Origin of the sequence: Streptomyces sp. NBC_00572, assembly GCF_026341815.1 — a bacterium.
Lineage (GTDB): Bacteria > Actinomycetota > Actinomycetes > Streptomycetales > Streptomycetaceae > Streptomyces.
Genome location: NZ_JAPENX010000001.1, coordinates 4,353,369 through 4,371,672, shown reverse-complemented (window position 1 = coordinate 4,371,672; position 18,304 = coordinate 4,353,369). Strand labels below are relative to the sequence as shown.

Here is an 18,304-nt window from a genome sequence, read left to right as displayed (position 1 = left end):
CTCAGCTCCCTCCGGTCGTCGTGGGGGCGGGGGTGACTGGAGCGGTCGGGTGCCCGGGGGCGGCCTCGACCCCTTCGCGGGCGTCGGCGAGACCGCGGGCCCGGAGGCGGGCACGGGCGTGTTCGCGGACGCGCCGCACGCGCCGGTCCCGGAGGGTCGTGAAGATCCAGAGGGAGATCGGGGCGAGCGCGATGACCAGGGCGAGGACGGCCCAGGTGCGCATGGCCGCGTGGCCGTGCCCGAAGTGGACGGAGGCGGCGAGGGAGGCGACGAGGACCGCCGCCCAGTAGAGGTGGATGCGGAAGGTCAGGATGCCGTCGGGGCTCGCCCCGCCGCCCTTGGGGGTGACGACGAAACGGCCGCGGGTGCGGAGGACCGCCGAGCCGAGGGACTTGAGGTAGATGGGCGCGGAGAGCGCGGACATCGCCATGCCGGCGAGGCCGCCGGAGCCCTCGGGTTCGTGGGGCGAGACGTTGTGCCGCCGGTTCCAGAGGTAGAGGCCGATCTGGAGGGCGACGGCGTCGCTGTAGATCATCAGCCACACCGAGGTGGAGACCTGGGTGCCGGAGGCGCCGAACCAGAGGTAGAGGACGCAGCTGAGGATGCCGAGGAGCCAGTTGACCGCCGTCATCGGGTAGTAGACGAGCATCAGGGTGTAGTTGAGGAAGCGGCCCGGCGGAGTACGGAAGGGCGCCTTCCAGTACTGCTTGACGATCGTCTCGTACGTGCCCCGGGACCAGCGGAGCTGCTGGGAGAAGAAGTCCGTCCAGGAGGCCGGGCCCTCGCCCACCGCGAGGACGTCGGGTGTGTAGACGGAGCGCCAGTAGTGGCCGGTGCGCGGGTTCTTCCTGCGGTGCAGTTCGAAGCCGGTGGCCATGTCCTCGGTGATCGAGTCGTACAGGCCGCCGATCTGCTGGAGGGCGGAGATCCGGACGGCGTTGTTCGTGCCGACGAACATGGGCGCGTGGTAGCGGTTCCCGGCGCGCTGGATGAGGGCGTGGAAGAGGAACTGCTGGGACTCGGCGGCCTTGGTGACGATGTTGGTGTAGTTGCCGTACACCTGCGGTCCGACGACGAAGGCGATGTCGGGGTCGCGGAAGTAGCCGAGCATCCGCTCCAGGAAGTCGGGGAGCGGGACGTGATCGGTGTCGACGGAGGCGAAGTAGTCGTAGGAGTCGCCGTGCATGGCGAGCCAGGCGTTGTAGTTGCCGTGCTTGGTCCTCGCCTTGTGGACGCCCTTCCTACGGTTCCACTCGGGGACGCCGGCCCGGCTGAAGTGGCGTACGCCCAGCTCGGCGCAGAGGGCCTTGGCCTCGGTGGAGTCGCCCTCGTCGAGGAGCCAGACGTCGAGCGGCCCGTCGTGCCGCAGCCGGCCGGCGCCTTCGAGGGTGCCGCGGACCACGGAGAGCGGCTCCTTGCCCGGGACGTACGTGGTGAGGAAGGCGACGCGGGTGCCCTTCTCGGCGTACACGGGTATCGGGTCGCGGGCGACCATGGTGGCGTGGGCGATCGACGTGACGTTCACCAGCATGAAGAGGCAGATGAGACCGATCGACACCAGCATCACGGTGTCGAGGTGGACGAGCCGGCGGTCGCCGCCCTCCCGGACGGTCCAGTGGCTGGGCCAGACGAGATAGGCCAGGAGCAGCGCCGAGAGGACCGGCGCGAGGCTCATGAGGAGAACGGCTCGTACGCGGTGCGGCTCCTTCGAGAGCAGGCTTCGGTACCGCACCGTGTAGGCCACCGGGTCCGGTTCCGTGAGCGGACCGGCGAGTCGGCTGTGGGTGTCGTAGTCGTAGCCTCCCAGCCGCACGGTGCCTCCAGCTGCCCTCGAACGGGTAGGTAACCCAAACGGGTAGATAACCCAACAGAAGGGGCAAACGGTCGGTGTGTCGACTGGAGTAGTCCGAGTGGGCGGTCTTGACGCACCCCTACTTCGCGCGGCCGCGCTGCCGCCGCAGTGTGTACGTGACGGCCTTTCGGGCGACCGGGTTCAGCTCCTCGACGGCCGCCATCAGGGCGCCGAGCTGCTCAAGGGCCGCGAAGGCCGCCTCCGCGCCCGCCGGGTCGACGCCCTCGTACAGTTCGAGCCCGACGAAGGAGGCGCCGACCGCGCGGGCGAGCCCGGCGGGGTCGGTGAACTCGGCGATCGGGGTCCCCGCGAGGACCCGGACGAGCACCTGCTCGATCTCGGCGATCCACAGGTCGAGCCCGGCGACCGTGGCCGGCACGAGCCGGGGGTGCGCCTGCGCCCCCGCGAGCAGCTGCCCGAGGAAGGCGACGTGACCGGCCGCCCGCTCCTCCTCGTGCAGCTCCCGCCCGAAGGCGAGCAGCTCGGTCAGACTGCCGACCTCGGCCAGGCGCTCGCGGTGGCGGGCGACCCGCTGCTCGGCGCCGTGCCGGCAGGCCGCGGCGAGCAGCTCGTCGACGGAACCGAAGTGGTAGAAGACGAGGGCCTGGTTCACCCCGGCGGTGGTCGCGATGGCCCGGGCGGAGGCCTTGGTGATGCCCTGCTCGACGAGGGTCCGCAGGGCGCCTTCGAGCAGCTTCTCCCGGGTCTCCTGGCTGCGGGCGTCCTGCCCCTTGGCGTCCCCGGCCCTCCTGCTCCTCAGGCCCCCGCCCGCGGTCCCGCTCACGCCCGTACCTCCTCGCGCACCGGGCGCAGCCCGGCGCGCACCCCGTGGGAGCCTACGTCGGCGTACCGGGCGGTGAAGGACCCCTCGTAGCCGAAGAGCGGGCCGAAGCACCGGTTGACCACCCGCACCTTGATGCGGAAGCGGCCGGTGCGCTCGTCGAAGGACTCGCGCACCTCGGCGCGGCCGCCGACCAGTTCCGGGACGCGCACGTCCAGCGGACCCTCGCGGAAGCGGTGTTCGCCGGAGCGGATGAGGAGCGAGCCGTCCGGTTCGGCGGACATGTGCAGATCGCTGGCGAGGTGCTGATGGGTGCCGAGGTAGTCGAGGACGCAGTCGCGCTCGGGACTGTGGACCATGGTGGCGTCGAAGCGCCGGGGCCCGCCGGGCAGGGCGAAGGTCCGGACGAAGGTGACGGTCTCGCGCCCGTACGAGTCCGCGTACGGCACGTTCTCGATGGTGAAGGGGACGTCCCGGCCGGTGCGGGGCAGCAGGATGTTCCGCAGCCCGCCGACCGCGAGGAAGGGCTTCACGAAGGCCCGGCCGTGCCAGATCCGGTCCATGACGCCCCGCCCGACGCACAGCTCCCCGCTCGCGAGCCCGACGGAGAAGCGCCGCTGGAGCTCGGGGTGCAGTCGCTCGAAGGCCGCGTCCCCCATGGCGGTACGGAAGATCGAGGTCATGACTGCTCCAGGGCGGGCTTCGGGACGGACTTCGGGGTGCGCATGGCGACGCGCTTCGTGGTGGGCCCCAGGGTGGGCTTCAGGGTGGCGAGGAGCCGGGGCTCCCGGGTGCGGGCGGGCGGGGTGCGCAGACAGCGCCGGGCCGCGGGGGTACGCGGCGAGGGCGGCAGGAGGACGGCGGCGGCGAGCCCGAGGACGGTGAGCGGCACCGCGGCCGGCGAGACGAGCCCGAGCGGCAGCCAGGTGGCCGCGAGGGGGGCGGCCACGAGGAGGACCCGGGCGAGGAGTTCGAGGAGCCAGTGGGCGAGCGCGCGCTCGGGCGCGACGCCCCGCTCGCACCAGAGTCGCAGCCGGTCGAAGGACCAGGCTGTGGCCCACCCCATGAGGGGCCGGAAGACGAGCCGGTCGGCGAGGCGGCCGAAGCGGCCCCAGCGGGGGCGGTAGTCGTAGCCGGTGAGGAAGCGGACGCCGTCCGGGGTGGGGACGTATCGCCAGTAGCCGCTGCCCTCGGCGAGGAGCGAGAGGGGGTGCGGCGAGGAGAACCGGAGGGCGGAGACCCGGTCGCCGCCGGCCCGGTGGCGCTCCCCCGCGGAGACACCGGTGCCGGCGACGACCAGGAAGGGCAGGACTCGGGTCGCGTACCGGAAGTGCTGGGGTTCGCCCTCCAGGCGCGGGAGGTAGGCGATCTCCGTGAACCGCAGGTCCCACCGCTGGTGGCGGTCGGGTTCCTGCGTGTGCTCCCAGAGCGTCTCCAGGTCCGCGCGGACCCGTGTCTCGATGTAGAGACCCATGGGTGTTCCCCCAGTTCGTCCGGCATTTTGAGCGACTGCTCAAATCTGCCTCGCGCTGAAGGTAGCCGATTTTGAGCAGTCGCTCAAGAAGGATCTTCGGGCACGACGAAGCCCCCGGCCCGAATCAGGACCAGGGGCTTCTCCACGTACGCACGCGAGGGGGCTCTGCCCTTCTCCGCGTACGTACGCGAGGGGGGCTCAGCCCTCCAGATACCGCTCGACGGTGACGACCTTGCCGGTGAGCCCGTCCGTGACACCCGGGCGGATGTCGGCCTTCATGACCACCGAGACGCGCGGCGCACGCGCCTCGACGGCGGCGACGGCGCGCTTCACGACGTCCATGACCTCGTCCCACTCACCCTCGATCGAGGTGAACATGGCGTCGGTGCGGTTCGGGAGCCCGGACTCACGGACGACCCGGACGGCGTCGGCGACGTACTCGCCGACCTCTTCCCCCACACCCAGCGGGGTGACCGAGAAAGCGATGATCACGCCTTCACCGCGTCCCCGGCGGCGCCAGCGGCGGCACGGGAGGCGGCGACGGCCTCCTCGGCCTCGCGCTTCAGCTTCCGCTCGGCGTAGAAGCCGCCCAGGGGCAGCACCGAGAGCAGGAAGTAGAGGGCGGCGGTCCCGAAGCTCCACTTGGTGCGGTTCCAGGCGTCCAGCCAGAAGAGGACGTAGAGGATGAAGAGCACGCCGTGGATCGCACCCATGACCGGCACCGCGTTGAAGTCCGTCGTCCGCTTGAGCACCGAGCAGACCAGCAGGAGCAGGAACGAGACGGCCTCCGGCGCGGAGACGAGCCGGAGCCGGTGGAGGGAGGAAGCGGTCTTGATGTCCACGGAGGGGGTCACCTTCGTTCGATCTTGTGAACGGATGCACAAGGGCCCGTCCATTGTGCACGCCGACTTTGCTGTCTCTTTAGCCGGGGGCCCAGTACCTTCCTCAGGTGGCAACGTTCCGACTCCAAGGCAGCAAAGTGCTCGCCGTCTCCATGACCGGCGACTCCGTCAAGGCGAAGAACGGCTCGATGGTCGCCTACGACGGCCAGATGGCGTTCAAGAAGATGAGCGGTGGCGGTGAGGGCCTGCGGGGCATGGTCACCCGCCGGCTCACGGGTGAGCAGATGGAGATGATGGAGGTACGCGGGCAGGGCACCTGCTGGTTCGCCGACCGGGCCTCCGAGATCAACCTCGTCTCCCTGCACGGCGACAAGCTCTGGGTCGAGGCGAGCAATCTGCTCTGCACCGACGCGGGGCTGCGCACCGGCACCACCTTCACCGGCATGCGCGGCGGGGCCACCGGCAACGGCCTCTTCACCACGACCGTCGAGGGCACCGGCCAGGCGGCGATCATGTCCGACGGCCCGGCGGTGGTGCTGCGGGTGACCCCGCAGTACCCGCTCCAGGTGGACCCCGGCGCGTACATCGCCCACCAGGGCAACCTCCAGCAGCACTTCCAGTCGGGTGTGACGTTCCGCACCCTCATGGGCGAGGGCGGCGGCGAGGCCTTCCAGATCCGCTTCGAGGGAGACGGCCTGGTGTACGTCCAGCCGAGCGAGCGGAACACGATCGGGGGCGACGTCTGATGCCGTTCCGCGAGATCAACTCGAAGATGGTCGAGGCGACCGTCATCCCCGGGCAGCGGATGTTCAGCCAGCGCGGCGCGATGCTCGCGTACCGCGGCGACGTCACTTTCACGCCGAACATGGCGGGTGGTCAGGGCGGCGTGATGTCGATGATCGGCCGCCGGGTGGCCGGCGAGGCGACCCCGCTGATGACCGTCGAGGGCAACGGCACGGTGATGTTCGGGCACGGCGGCCACCACATCCAGGTGATCGGGCTGACCGGCGACACCCTGTACGTGGAGGCCGACCGGCTGCTCGCCTTCGACGGCACCCTGGAGCAGGGCACGATGTTCATGGGCTCGCAGGGCGGGGTCATGGGCATGGTCCGCGGCCAGGTGACCGGCCAGGGCCTCTTCACCACCACCCTGAAGGGCCACGGCGCGGTGGCGGTCATGGCGCACGGCGGGGTCATCGAGCTGCCGATCACCCCGGGCCGCCCGGTCCACGTGGACCCGCAGGCGTACGTGGCCCACCACGGCGACGTGCGGAACAAGCTCTCCACCGCGCTCGGCTGGCGCGACATGGTGGGGCGCGGCTCGGGCGAGGCGTTCCAGCTGGAGCTGAGCGGCAGCGGTGCGGTGTACGTGCAGGCCTCGGAGGAAAAGCTGTGACCGGTCCCGTGATCCACGACCCGACGACCCTGCCGTCGGACGACAACGTGAACCCGTACACCTTCTGCGTGGAGCTCAAGGGCTCCCAGTGGTTCCTGCAGAAGGGCAAGATGATCGCCTACTACGGGCGGATCGAGTTCAACGGCATCGGGCACGGGCGGCTGGACCGGCTGGTCCGGACGTCGTTCCACTCGCCGCTGCACGCGAGCGACTGGGTGGTGGCCGAGGGCAGCGGGAAGATGCTGCTCGCGGACCGGGCCTTCGACGTGAACTCGTTCGACCTGGACAAGGGCAATCTGACGATCCGTTCCGGCAACCTCCTCGCCTACCAGCCCACCCTCGCCCTGAAGCAGTCGATCGTGCCGGGCTTCGTGACGCTGATCGGCACCGGCAAGTTCGTGGCGGCGTCGAACGGCCCGGTGGTCTTCATGGAGCCCCCGATGCGGGTGGACCCGCAGGCCCTGGTCGGCTGGGCCGACTGCCCCTCCCCCTGCCACCACTACGACCACGGCTACATGACGGGCGTGATGGGCGGCGTCCGCGCCCTGACGGGCATCGGCGGCACCTCGGGCGAGGAGCACCAGTTCGAGTTCGTGGGCGCCGGCACGGTCCTGCTCCAGTCGACGGAACTGCTGATGGCGGACCGCGCGATCGGCGCCCCTCCGGCCCAGGCGGGCGTACCGGGCGGCCACGGTGCACACGGTTCCGGCCAGGCTGTGCAAGGCTCGGTACCGCGCCTTCCCGGCCAGCTCGGGGACCTCCAGCGTCGCTTCGGTCTGTGAGCGGTAGTCTGCGGAGTGTGACGTCCTCGAACGCACGCTCCCAGACTTCGTCAAGTATTCAACTTCTTAGGTAGAATCCATATATGGAGACCGAGACCGCCACCCCGTGGCTCACCGACGCCGAACAGTGTGCGTGGCGCACGTTCCTGGACGTCAACAGAATGCTGACGTACCAGCTGGAGCGGGACCTCCAGCCCTTCGGCCTGACGATGAACGACTACGAGATCCTCGTGAACCTCTCGGAGTCGGCGGAGCGGCGGCTGCGCATGAGCGACCTGGCCGCGGCCACCCTTCAGTCGAAGAGCCGGCTCTCGCACCAGATCACCCGCATGGAGAACGCCGGACTCGTCCGGCGCGAGAACTGCGAGTCCGACCGGCGCGGGCTCTACGCCGTCCTCACCGACGCGGGCATGGAGACCATGCACAAGGTCGCCCCGCACCACGTCGAGTCGGTGCGCAAGCACTTCATCGACCAGATCGGCCCGGAGTCCCTCGGCGGCCTCCACGAGTCGCTCAAGCCCGTCGCCGAACAGCTGCGCGGGCGCCGCGGCAAGCCGTAGCGGCGGCCGTACCTGACGGAGAAGGGCCTCCCCGGTCATCCGGGGAGGCCCTTCTGCGTACGGTCACCGCGTCAGTTGCCCGTGATGCTCGCGACCAGCTCGTCCGAGGCCGCGTACGGGTCGAGGTCGCCCGCCACGATCCGCTCCGCGAGCGCGTCGAGCCGCCGGTCGCCGTGCAGATCGCCGATCCGCTCGCGCAGGGCCGTGACCGCGATGGTCTCGACCTCGCGCGCGGCACGGGAGCGACGGCGCTCCGTCAGGACCCCGTGCTCCTCCATCCAGGCGCGATGCTTCTCCAGGGCCTCCACGACCTCGTCGATGCCCTGGCCGCGCGCCGCGACGGTCTTCACGATCGGCGGCCGCCAGGCGCCGGGACCGCGCGCCTCGCCCAGGCTCAGCATGTGGTTGAGCTCGCGGGCGGTGGCGTCCGCGCCGTCCCGGTCGGCCTTGTTCACCACGTACACGTCGCCGATCTCCAGGATGCCCGCCTTCGCGGCCTGGATCCCGTCGCCCATGCCCGGCGCGAGCAGGACGACCGAGGTGTCGGCCTGGGAGGCGATCTCGACCTCCGACTGCCCGACGCCGACGGTCTCGACGAGGATCACCTCGCAGCCGGCCGCGTCCAGGACGCGGATGGCCTGCGGGGCGGACCAGGCGAGGCCGCCCAGGTGGCCACGGGTCGCCATGGAGCGGATGTAGACGCCGGGGTCGGAGGCGTGCTCCGACATCCGGACCCGGTCGCCGAGGAGCGCTCCGCCGCTGAACGGCGAGGACGGGTCGACGGCGAGGACGCCGACCCGCTTGCCGGCCCGCCGGTAGGCGGAGACCAGCGCGGACGTCGACGTGGACTTGCCGACACCGGGCGAGCCGGTCAGGCCCACCACGTACGCGCCGCCGGTGAGCGGCGCGAGCGTCGCCATCACCTCCCGCAGCTGCGGGGACGCCCCCTCCACGAGTGAGATCAGCCGGGCCACGGCCCGTGGCCTGCCCTCCCGTGCCTGGGTGACCAGAGCGGGGACGTCCACCATGTGCAGAACTCCTTGCCTGACCTTGCGGAGGTGACTTACTTGCCGGAGACGCGGACGATCAGCGCGTCGCCCTGACCGCCACCGCCGCAGAGGGCGGCCGCGCCGATGCCGCCGCCGCGCCGCTTGAGCTCCAGGGCGAGGTGGAGCACCACACGGGCGCCGGACATGCCGATCGGGTGACCGAGGGCGATGGCGCCACCGTTGACGTTCACCTTCTCGGGGGTAACGCCGAGGTCCTTCATTGACTGGACGGCGACCGCGGCGAAGGCCTCGTTGATCTCGATGAGGTCGAGGTCCTCGACGGCCAGGCCGTCCTTCTTGAGGGCGTGCAGGATCGCGTTGGCCGGCTGCGACTGGAGCGAGTTGTCCGGGCCCGCGACGTTGCCGTGGGCACCGATCTCGGCGATCCACTCCAGGCCCAGCTCCTCGGCCTTGGCCTTGCTCATCACGACGACGGCGGCGGCGCCGTCGGAGATCTGCGAGGAGGTGCCGGCGGTGATGGTGCCGTCCTTGGCGAAGGCCGGGCGGAGCTTGCCGAGGGACTCGGCGGTGGTCTCCGCGCGGATGCCCTCGTCCTTGGAGAAGACGACCGGCTCACCCTTGCGCTGCGGGATCTCGACCGGGGTGATCTCGGCCTCGAAGATGCCGTTCTTCTGGGCGGCGGCGGCGCGCTGGTGCGACAGGGCGGCGATCTCGTCCTGCTCGGGGCGCTTGATGCCGAGGCGGGTGTTGTGCTTCTCCGTGGACTCGCCCATGGCGACGCCCTCGAAGGAGTCGGTGAGGCCGTCGTACGCCATGGAGTCGAGCATCTCGATGGCGCCGTACTTGAAGCCCTCGCGGGACTTCGGCAGCAGGTGCGGGGCGTTGGTCATCGACTCCTGGCCGCCGGCGACGACGATGTCGAACTCGCCGGCGCGGATCAGCTGGTCGGCGAGCGCGATGGCGTCGAGGCCCGAGAGACACACCTTGTTGATGGTGAGCGCGGGGACGTTCATGGGGATGCCGGCCTTGACCGCGGCCTGGCGGGCGGGGATCTGGCCGGCGCCCGCCTGGAGCACCTGGCCCATGATCACGTACTGCACCTGGTCGCCGCCGATGCCGGCCCGGTCGAGGGCGGCCTTGATGGCGAAGCCGCCGAGCTCGGCGCCCGAGAAGGACTTGAGCGAGCCGAGCAGGCGACCCATGGGCGTGCGGGCGCCCGCGACGATCACTGAGGTGGTACCGGTCGTTCCAGACATGAGGCACGGCCCCTAGGGATGAGAAGTGAACGAGGGTTTACTGCCAATGTACTGAGCGGCGGCCCGCCGGGTCACCGGCCGGTCGGTGTGACGGCCCGCACGTTGCGTAACCATCCGCGCGGCGCTGCACTGGAGGCATGCTGACGCGAATCGACCACATCGGGATCGCCTGTTTCGACCTGGACAAGACCGTCGAGTTCTACCGTGCGACGTACGGTTTCGAGGTCTTCCACTCCGAGGTCAACGAGGAGCAGGGCGTCCGCGAGGCCATGCTCAAGATCAACGACACCTCGGACGGCGGGTCCTCGTACCTCCAGCTCCTGGAGCCGACCCGGGAGGACTCTGCGGTGGGCAAGTGGCTCGCCAAGAACGGTGAGGGCGTGCACCACATCGCCTTCGGTACGGCGGACGTCGACGGGGACGCCGAGGCCATCCGTTCCAAGGACATCCGGGTCCTCTACGACCAGCCGCGGATCGGCTCCATGGGCTCCCGGATCACCTTCCTCCACCCCAAGGACACCCACGGCGTCCTCACGGAACTGGTCACCTCGGCCAAGCCGTCCACTGACCACTCCTCAGCGGAGCACTGACCTCCGGATTCCTGGCCCGGTAGAGTGGGCGACTCCGGGCCGGGGCCGGTCGGGGCCGCTCCGTGCGGCACCGTAGTCGGGATGTCGGGGTCGTCCGATCTGCCACGATTCCCCGGGGGTCCGTCCTCGGCCGTGAGGGCGGTGCTCGTTGGAGTGTTGCGACCAGGGGACGGATGGACCGCGCAGTGCGGGGCTACGAACGCCAGGAGAGCCACCGAGCTGAAGACGACCATCTCGCCAGGTTCGAAGCCGAGATGGACCGGCTGAAGACCGAGCGCGAGAAGGCCGTCCAGCACGCCGAGGACCTCGGATACCAGGTCGAGGTGTTGCGCGCCAAGCTCCACGAGGCGCGCCGCACCATCGCGTCCCGGCCCGCCTACGACAGCGCGGACATCGGCTACCAGGCCGAGCAGCTGCTGCGGAACGCGCAGGCGCAGGCCGAGCAGCTGCGCCAGGACGCCGAGCGCGAGCTCCGGGACGCCCGCGCCCAGACGCAGCGCATCCTCCAGGAGCACGCGGAGCACCAGTCCCGGCTCCAGGCCGAGCTGCACAACGAGGCGGTCCAGCGCCGTCAGCAGCTGGACCAGGAGCTCAGCGAGCGCCGGCAGACCGTCGAGGCGCACGTCAACGAGAACGTCGCGTGGGCCGAGCAGCTCCGCGCCCGTACGGAGTCCCAGGCCCGCCGCCTGATGGAGGAGTCCCGCGCGGAGGCCGAGCAGTCGCTCGCCGCCGCCCGCGCCGAGGCCACCCGCCTCGCGGAGGAGACCAGCCGTCGCGTCGGCACCGAGGCGGAGGCCGCCCGTGCCGAGGCCGAAGCGATTCTGCTGCGCGCCCGCAAGGACGCCGAGCGGCTCATCGGCGCCGCCTCCAGCCAGGCGCAGGAGGCCACCAGCCACGCCGAGCAGCTCCGCTCCACCACCGCGGCCGAGACCGACCAGGCCCGCCGGCAGGCCACCGAGCTCTCCCGCGCCGCCGAGCAGCGCATGCAGGAGGCCGAGGAGAAGCTGCGGGTCGCCCGCGCCGAGGCCGAGAAGGCCCTCACCGAGGCCAAGGACGCCGCCGCCAAGCAGCTCGCCAACGCCGAGTCGGTCAACGAGCAGCGCACCCGCACCGCCAAGACGGAGATCGCCCGGCTCGTCGGCGAGGCCACCAAGGACGCCGAGGCGCTCAAGGCCGAGGCCGGGGAGAAGCTGCGCGAGGCGACCGCCCAGGCGGAGAAGCTCGTCTCCGAAGCCTCCGAGAACGCCCGTACGGTCGCCGCGGAGGACTCCGCCGCCGCGCTCGCCAAGGCCGCGCGGAACGCCGAGGAGATCCTCACCAAGGCGTCCGACGACGCCCGGGAGACCACCCGCAAGGCCTCCGAGGAGGCCGAGCGGATCCGCCGCGAGACCGAGGCGGAGATCGACCGGCTGCGCTCCCAGGCCGAGGAGCAGGCCGACGAGCTGCTCGGTTCGGCGAAGGACGACACCAAGGAGTACCGCGCCAAGACGGTCGAGCTGCAGGAGGAGGCGCGCCGACTGCGCGGCGAGGCCGAGCAGCTGCGCGCCGAGGCCATCGCGGAGGGCGAGCGGATCCGCGGCGAGGCCCGCCGCGAGGCCGTCCAGCAGATCGAGGAGGCGGCCAGCAGCGCCGAGGAGCTCCTCACCAAGGCCCGTACCGACGCCGACGAGATGCGGACGAAGGCCGGCGCCGAGAGCGAGCGGGCCAAGTCGGAGGCCATGGAGCGCGCCCAGACGCTCCGGACGCAGGCCGAGGAGACCCTGGAGCGCACCCGCGCCGAGGCCGAGCGGCTGCGCGCCGAGGCCGAGGAGCAGGCCGAGTCGGTGAAGGGCGCGGCCGAGGAGGCCGCCGCGGGGCTGCGCGCCGACGCGGAGCGGGCCGCCGAGGCCCGTCGTGCGGAGGCCGCCGAGGAGCTGACCCGGCTGCACACCGACGCCGAGGCGAAGGTCGCGGCCGCCGGGGAGGAGCTCTCCGACGCGCGTGCCGAGGGCGAGCTGATCCGGCGCGAGGCCGCCGAGGAGACGGAGCGGCTGCGGACCGAGTCCGCCGAGCGCATCCGTACGCTCCAGGAGCAGGCCGAGCAGGAGGCCGAGCGGCTGCGCGCCGAGGCCGCGTCGGACGCGTCCACCACCCGCACCGAGGCGGAGACCGCCGCGGGACGGCTGCGTACGGAGGCGGCCGAGGAGGCCGAGCGGCTGCGGTCGGAGGCCCAGGAGAACGCCGACCGGGTGCGGGCCGAGGCCGCCGCCGCCGCGGAGCGGGTCGCCGCCGAGGCCGCCGAGGCGCTGGCCGCCGCGCAGGAGGAGGCCGTCCGGCGTCGTCGGGAGGCCGAGGAGACCCTCGATTCGGCCCGTTCCGAGGCCGGCCGGGAGCGGGAGCACGCCCGCGAGCAGTCCGAGGAGCTCCTCGCGGCCGCCCGCAAGCGGGTCGAGGACGCGCAGACCGAGGCGCAGCGCCTGGTCGAGGAGGCGGACACGCGGGCGACCGAGATGGTCACCGCGGCCGAGCAGACCGCCCAGGAGGTGCGGGACTCGGTGGCGGGTCTGCGTGAGCAGGCCGAGGAGGAGATCTCCGGGCTGCGCAGCGCCGCCGAGCACGCGGCCGAGCGGACGCGTACCGAGGCGCAGGAGGAGGCGGACCGGGTCCGCGCCGACGCGTACGAGGAGCGGGAGCGGGCGACCGAGGACGCGGGCCGTACGCGGGCGCGTGCCCAGGAGGAGACCGAGGCCGCGAAGTCGCTGGCCGAGCGGACGGTCGCCGACGCGATCGCCGAGTCGGAGAAGCTGCGGGCGGACACCGCCGAGTACGCGCAGCGGGTACGGACCGAGGTGACGGATTCACTCGCCTCGGCCGAGCAGGACGCGTCCCGCACTCGGGCCGACGCCCGGGAGGACGCGAACCGGATCCGTTCGGAGGCCGCCGAGCGCGCCGAGTCGGTGGTCGGTGAGGCCCGTACGGAGGCGGAGCGGATCGCCGCCGAGGCGGAGCAGGTGCTGGACGAGGCCCGTCAGGCGGCGGACAAGCGCCGTGGCGACGCCGCCGAACAGGCCGACGCCCTCCTCGCGGAGGCGACCTCGGAAGCCGAACGGCTCACCCGCGAGACGGCCGCCGAGGCCGAGCGGCTCACCGCCGAGGCGGTCGAGCTCATGGAGACCACCGAGCAGGACGCCCGACGGCTCCGCACCGAGGCCGAACAGGTCAAGGCCGACGGTGAGGCGCATGCGGAGGCGCTGCGGGCCGCCGCGATCGCCGACGGCGAGCAGGTGCTGGACGAGGCCCGCAAGGCCGCCGACAAGCGTCGCAGCGACGCCGCCGAACAGGCCGACGCCCTCCTCGCGGAGGCGACCTCGGAAGCCGAACGGCTCACCCGCGAGACGGCCGCCGAGGCCGAGCGGCTCACCGCCGAGGCGGTCGAGCTCATGGAGACCACCGAGCAGGACGCCCGACGGCTCCGCACCGAGGCCGAACAGGTCAAGATCGACGGTGAGGCGCACGCGCAGGCCCTGCGGAACGCGGCCCTGGCCGACGGCGAGCAGGTGCTGGACGAGGCCCGCAAGGCCGCCGACAAGCGTCGCAGCGACGCCGCCGAACAGGCCGACGCCCTCCTCGCGGAGGCGACCTCGGAAGCCGAACGGCTCACCCGCGAGGCGACCGCCGAGGCCGAGCGGCTCACCCGTGAGGCGGGCGAGTTCGCCGAGGCCGTCACGGCGGAGGCGCACGCCGGGGCCGAGGCGACGGTGGGCTCCGCCCAGCAGGACGCCGAGCGGATCCGTACCGAGTCGGAGCGACTCAAGGCCGACGCCGAGGCGGCGGCCGAGCAGATGCGTTCGGAGGCCCGCGAGGAGTCGGACCGGGTGCTCGACGAGGCGCGGGAGGCCGGCGCCCGGAAGCGTTCGGACGCGGCCGAGCAGGCGGACCAGCTCATCGGCAAGGCCCAGGAGGAGGCGCTGCGCGCCACCACCGAGGCCGAGTCGCAGGCCGACACGATGGTCGGCGCGGCCCGCAAGGAGGCCGAGCGGATCGTCGCCGAGGCCACCGTCGAGGGCAACTCGCTGGTGGAGAAGGCCCGTACGGACGCGGACGAACTCCTGGTCGGGGCTCGCGGCGACGCGACGGCCATAAGAGAGCGGGCCGAGGAGCTGCGGGGCCGGATCGAGGGCGAGATCGAGGAGCTGCACGAGCGGGCGCGCCGCGAGAGCGCCGAGCAGATGAAGACGGCGGGCGAGCGGGTCGACAACCTGGTGAAGGCCGCGACCGAACAGCGCACCGAGGCCGAGGAGAAGGCCAAGGAGCTGGTCTCCGAGGCCAGTTCGGAGGCGAGCAAGGTCCGTATCGCCGCGGTCCGCAAGGCCGAGGCGCTCCTCAAGGAGGCCGAGCAGAAGAAGGCCTCGCTGGTCGCGGAGGCCGAGGGCATCAAGGCCGAGGCGGAGCGGACCCGGGCGGAGGCGCAGGCGGAGGCCGAGAAGACGGTCGAGGAGGGCCAGCGCGAGCTGGAAGTGCTCGTGCGGCGCCGCAAGGACATCAATGCCGAGATCTCCCGTGTCCAGGACGTGCTGGAGGCGTTGGAGTCTTTCGAGACTCCGTCGGCCGGCGCGAAGTCGGGCGGGGCGGTGGGCGCCAAGGCGGGTGCGTCCGCGGGGTCCACTCGTTCGAGTGGCAAGTCCCAGGACGGCTAGCCACTCAAAAGGCTGGACATTCTCCAGATCAAACGGGCATACGCTCGATGACACGCCGCTTCGGCCCCTAGGATTCCCTCTAACACCTCACCGGTCTCATTCGACAGGAAACCCATGAGCGACACATCCTCCCCCTTCGGCTTCGAGCTCGTGCGGCGCGGTTACGACCGCGGTCAGGTGGACGACCGCATTACCAAGCTCGTTTCCGACCGCGACAGCGCACTGTCCCGCATCACCTCTCTGGAGAAGCGCATCGAGGAGCTCCACCTCGAGACGCAGAACGCCCAGGCGCAGGTCACCGACGCCGAGCCGTCGTACGCGGGGCTCGGCGCCCGGGTCGAGAAGATCCTCCGGCTCGCCGAGGAGGAGGCGAAGGACCTGCGTGAGGAGGCCCGTCGCGCCGCCGAGCAGCACCGCGAGCTGGCCGAGTCGGCCGCCCAGCAGGTGCGCAACGACGCGGAGTCCTTCGCGGCGGAGCGCAAGTCGAAGGCCGAGGACGAGGGCGTCCGGATCGTCGAGAAGGCGCAGGGCGAGGCCAACACGCTGCGCGGCGAGGCGCAGAAGGACGCGCAGTCGAAGCGCGAGGAGGCGGACGCCCTCTTCGAGGAGACCCGCGCCAAGGCCGCCCAGGCCGCCGCGGACTTCGAGACCAACCTGGCCAAGCGCCGCGAGCAGTCGGAGCGCGACCTGGCCTCGCGTCAGGCCAAGGCCGAGAAGCGCCTCGCGGAGATCGAGCACCGCGCCGAGCAGCTCCGCCTGGAGGCCGAGAAGCTGCGTACGGACGCGGAGCGCCGGGCCCGTCAGACGGTGGAGACCGCGCAGCGCCAGGCCGAGGACATCGTGGCGGACGCGAACGCCAAGGCCGACCGGATCCGCAGCGAATCGGAGCGCGAGCTGGCGGCGCTGACGAACCGCCGGGACTCGATCAACGCCCAGCTGACCAACGTCCGCGAGATGCTGGCGACGCTGACCGGTGCCGCGGTGGCGGCGGCCGGCTCGCCGATCGACGACGAGCGCCCGGCCGGTGTCCCGGCCCAGCAGTCCCGCTGACGCCCGTTCCGGCCGTCGTCGTCCTGTCGGCGCACGGCCGGTGACGAGTACGTAGTTTTTTCCCAGAACCCCCTGTCATTCCGGTGGCGGGGGGTTTTGCGCGCCCGTAGGTTGGGACGCATGATCGAGCTTGAGGGCCTCACCAAGCGCTACGGGGCGAAGACCGCGGTCGACCATCTCTCCTTCCAGGTGCGTCCCGGGGTGATCACCGGCTTCCTCGGGCCCAACGGGGCGGGCAAGTCGACGACGATGCGGATGATGCTGGACCTGGACAACCCGACGAGCGGGACGGTCCGGATCGACGGGAAGCACTACCGGGAGCTCGAAGAGCCGCTGAAGTACATCGGGGCGCTGCTCGACGCCAAGGCGATGCACGGCGGCCGCTCGGCGTACAACAACCTGCTGTGTCTCGCGCAGTCGAACCGCATCCCGGAGCGCCGGGTGGACGAGGTGCTGGACCTGGTCGGTCTGACGCCGGTCGCGCGGAAGAAGTCGAAAGGTTTCTCCCTCGGTATGGGGCAGCGGCTCGGCATCGCGTCGGCGCTGCTCGGCGATCCCGAGATCCTGATGTTCGACGAACCCGTCAATGGTCTGGACCCCGAGGGAATTCACTGGATCCGCAATCTGATGAAGGCGCTGGCCTCCGAGGGCAGAACGATCTTCGTTTCCAGCCATCTCATGAGTGAAATGGCCCTGACAGCCGATCATCTGATCGTGATCGGACAGGGAAAGCTGCTGGCCGACACGTCGATGGCGGATTTCATCCAGGAGAATTCCCGCAGTTATGTACGGCTGCGCTCTCCGCAGCAGGAGCGGCTCCGGGACCTCTTGCACGCGCACGGGTTCATCGCGGTCGAGGCGGGCAACGGCACCCTCGAAGTGGACGGTGCGACGACCGAGAAGCTGGGTGAACTCGCCGCCGAGAACGGGCTCGTGCTGCACGAGCTGAGCTCCCAGCGCGCCTCGCTCGAAGAAGCCTTCATGCAGATGACGGCAAGTGCGGTGGAGTACCACGCGCACGGCACCGATGTACACGGTGGCGCCCCGGCGCCCGGCCCCCAGTGGGGCACGACCTCCCAGGGAGCCTGACCATGGCAGCGGTATCCGCGGTCCTGCAGTCCGAGTGGACCAAGATCCGGACGGTGTCGTCGACCGTCTGGACGCTGGCGAGCGCCCTGATCGTCACGGTGGCGATCGGTGCGGCGCTGTCCGCCGTGTTCAACTCCACCTTCGACGACCTCAGCGAGGTCGAGCGGGCCACCTTCGACCCGACCCTGGTCAGTTTCTTCGGGATGACCCTGGGTCAGCTGGCGATGGTGGTCTTCGGTGTCCTGGTGGTGGGGACCGAGTACTCCTCGGGCATGATCCGCACCTCCCTGGCGGCCGTGCCGCAGCGCGCGACCTTCCTCTTCTCGAAGGTCGCGGTGGCGGGCGGGCTCGCGTTCGCCGTGGGTCTCGCGACGAGCTTCCTCTCCTTCTTCCTGGGGCAGGCACTGCTCGGCGAGCACCGGGCCTCGATCGGTGACGACAACGTGCTGCGGGCGGTGATCGGCGGCGGGCTCTACATGGGCCTGATCGCGCTGTTCTCCATGGGCGTGGCGGCGATGCTGCGCTCGTCGATGCTCTCGCTCGGCATCCTGATGCCGTTCTTCTTCCTGGTCTCGCAGATCCTGGCGGCCGTGCCGAAGGCCAAGGAGGTCGCCCGCTACTTCCCCGACCAGGCCGGCTCGAAGATCATGCAGGTCGTCCCGGACGCCCTGAACACGGAGGAGGCTCCGTACGGCCCGTGGGCCGGGCTGGGGATCATGGTGCTCTGGGTGGCGGCCGCGCTGCTCGGCGGGTATCTGGTCATGAAGAAGCGGGACGCCTGATCCCGCCGGTACCTCCGCCCGGCCCCAGGCCGGCCCGGGGCTGCCCCTGGGCCCCTCCGGTCCCCTAGGGGGTGCCCCGACGTTCCCCCGGAGACTGCCCGGAGGCCGTCTCCACTTCGCCGGAACCGTCAATGGCTGGATAAGCTCCTAGCTCATACGGGGGG

The 18,304-nt window shown here is 71.3% G+C and carries 17 protein-coding genes; 9 read left to right on the top strand and 8 right to left on the bottom strand.

Annotated features, from left to right (window positions below; genetic code table 11):
- Position 1: 1 nt before the first annotated feature.
- The 6 genes from OG514_RS20425 to OG514_RS20400 all read right to left on the bottom strand — a co-directional run bounded on the left by OG514_RS20425 (position 2) and on the right by OG514_RS20400 (position 4,949).
- Positions 2-1,813 (bottom strand): cellulose synthase catalytic subunit, encoded by a 1,812-nt coding sequence (locus tag OG514_RS20425; RefSeq protein WP_266896770.1) that lies wholly within the window; start codon positions 1,811-1,813, stop codon positions 2-4.
- A gap of 118 nt (positions 1,814-1,931) precedes the next feature.
- A complete protein-coding gene (locus tag OG514_RS20420) occupies positions 1,932-2,612 on the bottom strand; it encodes a TetR/AcrR family transcriptional regulator (RefSeq protein ID WP_266900904.1) in 681 nt (226 codons plus the stop codon).
- 20 nt (positions 2,613-2,632) lie between these two features.
- A complete protein-coding gene (locus OG514_RS20415) occupies positions 2,633-3,316 on the bottom strand; it encodes a DUF4166 domain-containing protein (RefSeq protein WP_266896768.1) in 684 nt (227 codons plus the stop codon).
- A complete protein-coding gene (locus OG514_RS20410; RefSeq protein ID WP_266896766.1) occupies positions 3,313-4,107 on the bottom strand; it encodes a hypothetical protein in 795 nt (264 codons plus the stop codon). The genes OG514_RS20415 and OG514_RS20410 overlap by 4 nt, the downstream gene beginning before the upstream one ends.
- A 198-nt stretch (positions 4,108-4,305) precedes the next feature.
- The gene (locus OG514_RS20405; protein WP_266896764.1) at positions 4,306-4,599 is read right to left on the bottom strand and encodes an MTH1187 family thiamine-binding protein; all 294 of its coding nucleotides are present in this window, start codon (positions 4,597-4,599) and stop codon (positions 4,306-4,308) included.
- Positions 4,596-4,949: a DUF3817 domain-containing protein gene (locus tag OG514_RS20400; protein WP_266896762.1), complete on the bottom strand. Its 354-nt coding sequence runs from the start codon at positions 4,947-4,949 to the stop codon at positions 4,596-4,598. Before OG514_RS20400 ends, OG514_RS20405 begins: the two co-directional genes overlap by 4 nt.
- Before the next feature lie 107 nt (positions 4,950-5,056).
- Between OG514_RS20400 and OG514_RS20395 the strand changes: the two genes are divergently transcribed.
- The 4 genes from OG514_RS20395 to OG514_RS20380 all read left to right on the top strand — a co-directional run bounded on the left by OG514_RS20395 (position 5,057) and on the right by OG514_RS20380 (position 7,687).
- Positions 5,057-5,695 carry an AIM24 family protein gene (locus OG514_RS20395; protein WP_266896760.1) on the top strand — a complete coding sequence of 213 codons (639 nt, stop codon included), beginning with the start codon at positions 5,057-5,059 and terminating at the stop codon, positions 5,693-5,695.
- On the top strand, positions 5,695-6,345 hold the full coding sequence (locus OG514_RS20390; protein WP_024755272.1) for an AIM24 family protein: 651 nt from the start codon (positions 5,695-5,697) through the stop codon (positions 6,343-6,345). Before OG514_RS20395 ends, OG514_RS20390 begins: the two co-directional genes overlap by 1 nt.
- Entirely contained in the window at positions 6,342-7,127 is a 786-nt protein-coding gene (locus OG514_RS20385) for an AIM24 family protein (RefSeq protein ID WP_266896756.1), read from the top strand. The genes OG514_RS20390 and OG514_RS20385 overlap by 4 nt, the downstream gene beginning before the upstream one ends.
- A gap of 83 nt (positions 7,128-7,210) precedes the next feature.
- Positions 7,211-7,687: a MarR family winged helix-turn-helix transcriptional regulator gene (locus tag OG514_RS20380; RefSeq protein WP_266896754.1), complete on the top strand. Its 477-nt coding sequence runs from the start codon at positions 7,211-7,213 to the stop codon at positions 7,685-7,687.
- A 71-nt stretch (positions 7,688-7,758) separates the two neighbouring features.
- Here the strand turns inward: OG514_RS20380 and meaB are convergent, their stop codons facing one another.
- Positions 7,759-8,715: a methylmalonyl Co-A mutase-associated GTPase MeaB gene (meaB, locus tag OG514_RS20375; protein ID WP_266896752.1), complete on the bottom strand. Its 957-nt coding sequence runs from the start codon at positions 8,713-8,715 to the stop codon at positions 7,759-7,761.
- 35 nt (positions 8,716-8,750) lie between these two features.
- Positions 8,751-9,953: an acetyl-CoA C-acetyltransferase gene (locus OG514_RS20370; RefSeq protein WP_266896750.1), complete on the bottom strand. Its 1,203-nt coding sequence runs from the start codon at positions 9,951-9,953 to the stop codon at positions 8,751-8,753.
- Positions 9,954-10,090: 137 nt separating this feature from the next.
- Here OG514_RS20370 and mce point away from each other — a divergent pair, with 137 nt between their 5' ends.
- The 5 genes from mce to OG514_RS20345 all read left to right on the top strand — a co-directional run bounded on the left by mce (position 10,091) and on the right by OG514_RS20345 (position 18,140).
- The gene (gene mce, locus OG514_RS20365; RefSeq protein WP_266896748.1) at positions 10,091-10,543 is read left to right on the top strand and encodes a methylmalonyl-CoA epimerase; all 453 of its coding nucleotides are present in this window, start codon (positions 10,091-10,093) and stop codon (positions 10,541-10,543) included.
- A gap of 173 nt (positions 10,544-10,716) precedes the next feature.
- Positions 10,717-15,219, top strand: a complete 4,503-nt coding sequence (gene scy, locus OG514_RS20360) for a polarized growth protein Scy (protein WP_266896746.1) — start codon at positions 10,717-10,719, stop codon at positions 15,217-15,219.
- Between the two features lie 114 nt (positions 15,220-15,333).
- A complete protein-coding gene (locus OG514_RS20355; RefSeq protein ID WP_266896744.1) occupies positions 15,334-16,269 on the top strand; it encodes a cellulose-binding protein in 936 nt (311 codons plus the stop codon).
- A gap of 120 nt (positions 16,270-16,389) precedes the next feature.
- Positions 16,390-17,358, top strand: a complete 969-nt coding sequence (locus OG514_RS20350) for an ABC transporter ATP-binding protein (RefSeq protein ID WP_266896743.1) — start codon at positions 16,390-16,392, stop codon at positions 17,356-17,358.
- Positions 17,359-17,360: 2 nt separating this feature from the next.
- Positions 17,361-18,140: an ABC transporter permease gene (locus tag OG514_RS20345; RefSeq protein WP_266896742.1), complete on the top strand. Its 780-nt coding sequence runs from the start codon at positions 17,361-17,363 to the stop codon at positions 18,138-18,140.
- Positions 18,141-18,304: the final 164 nt, after the last annotated feature.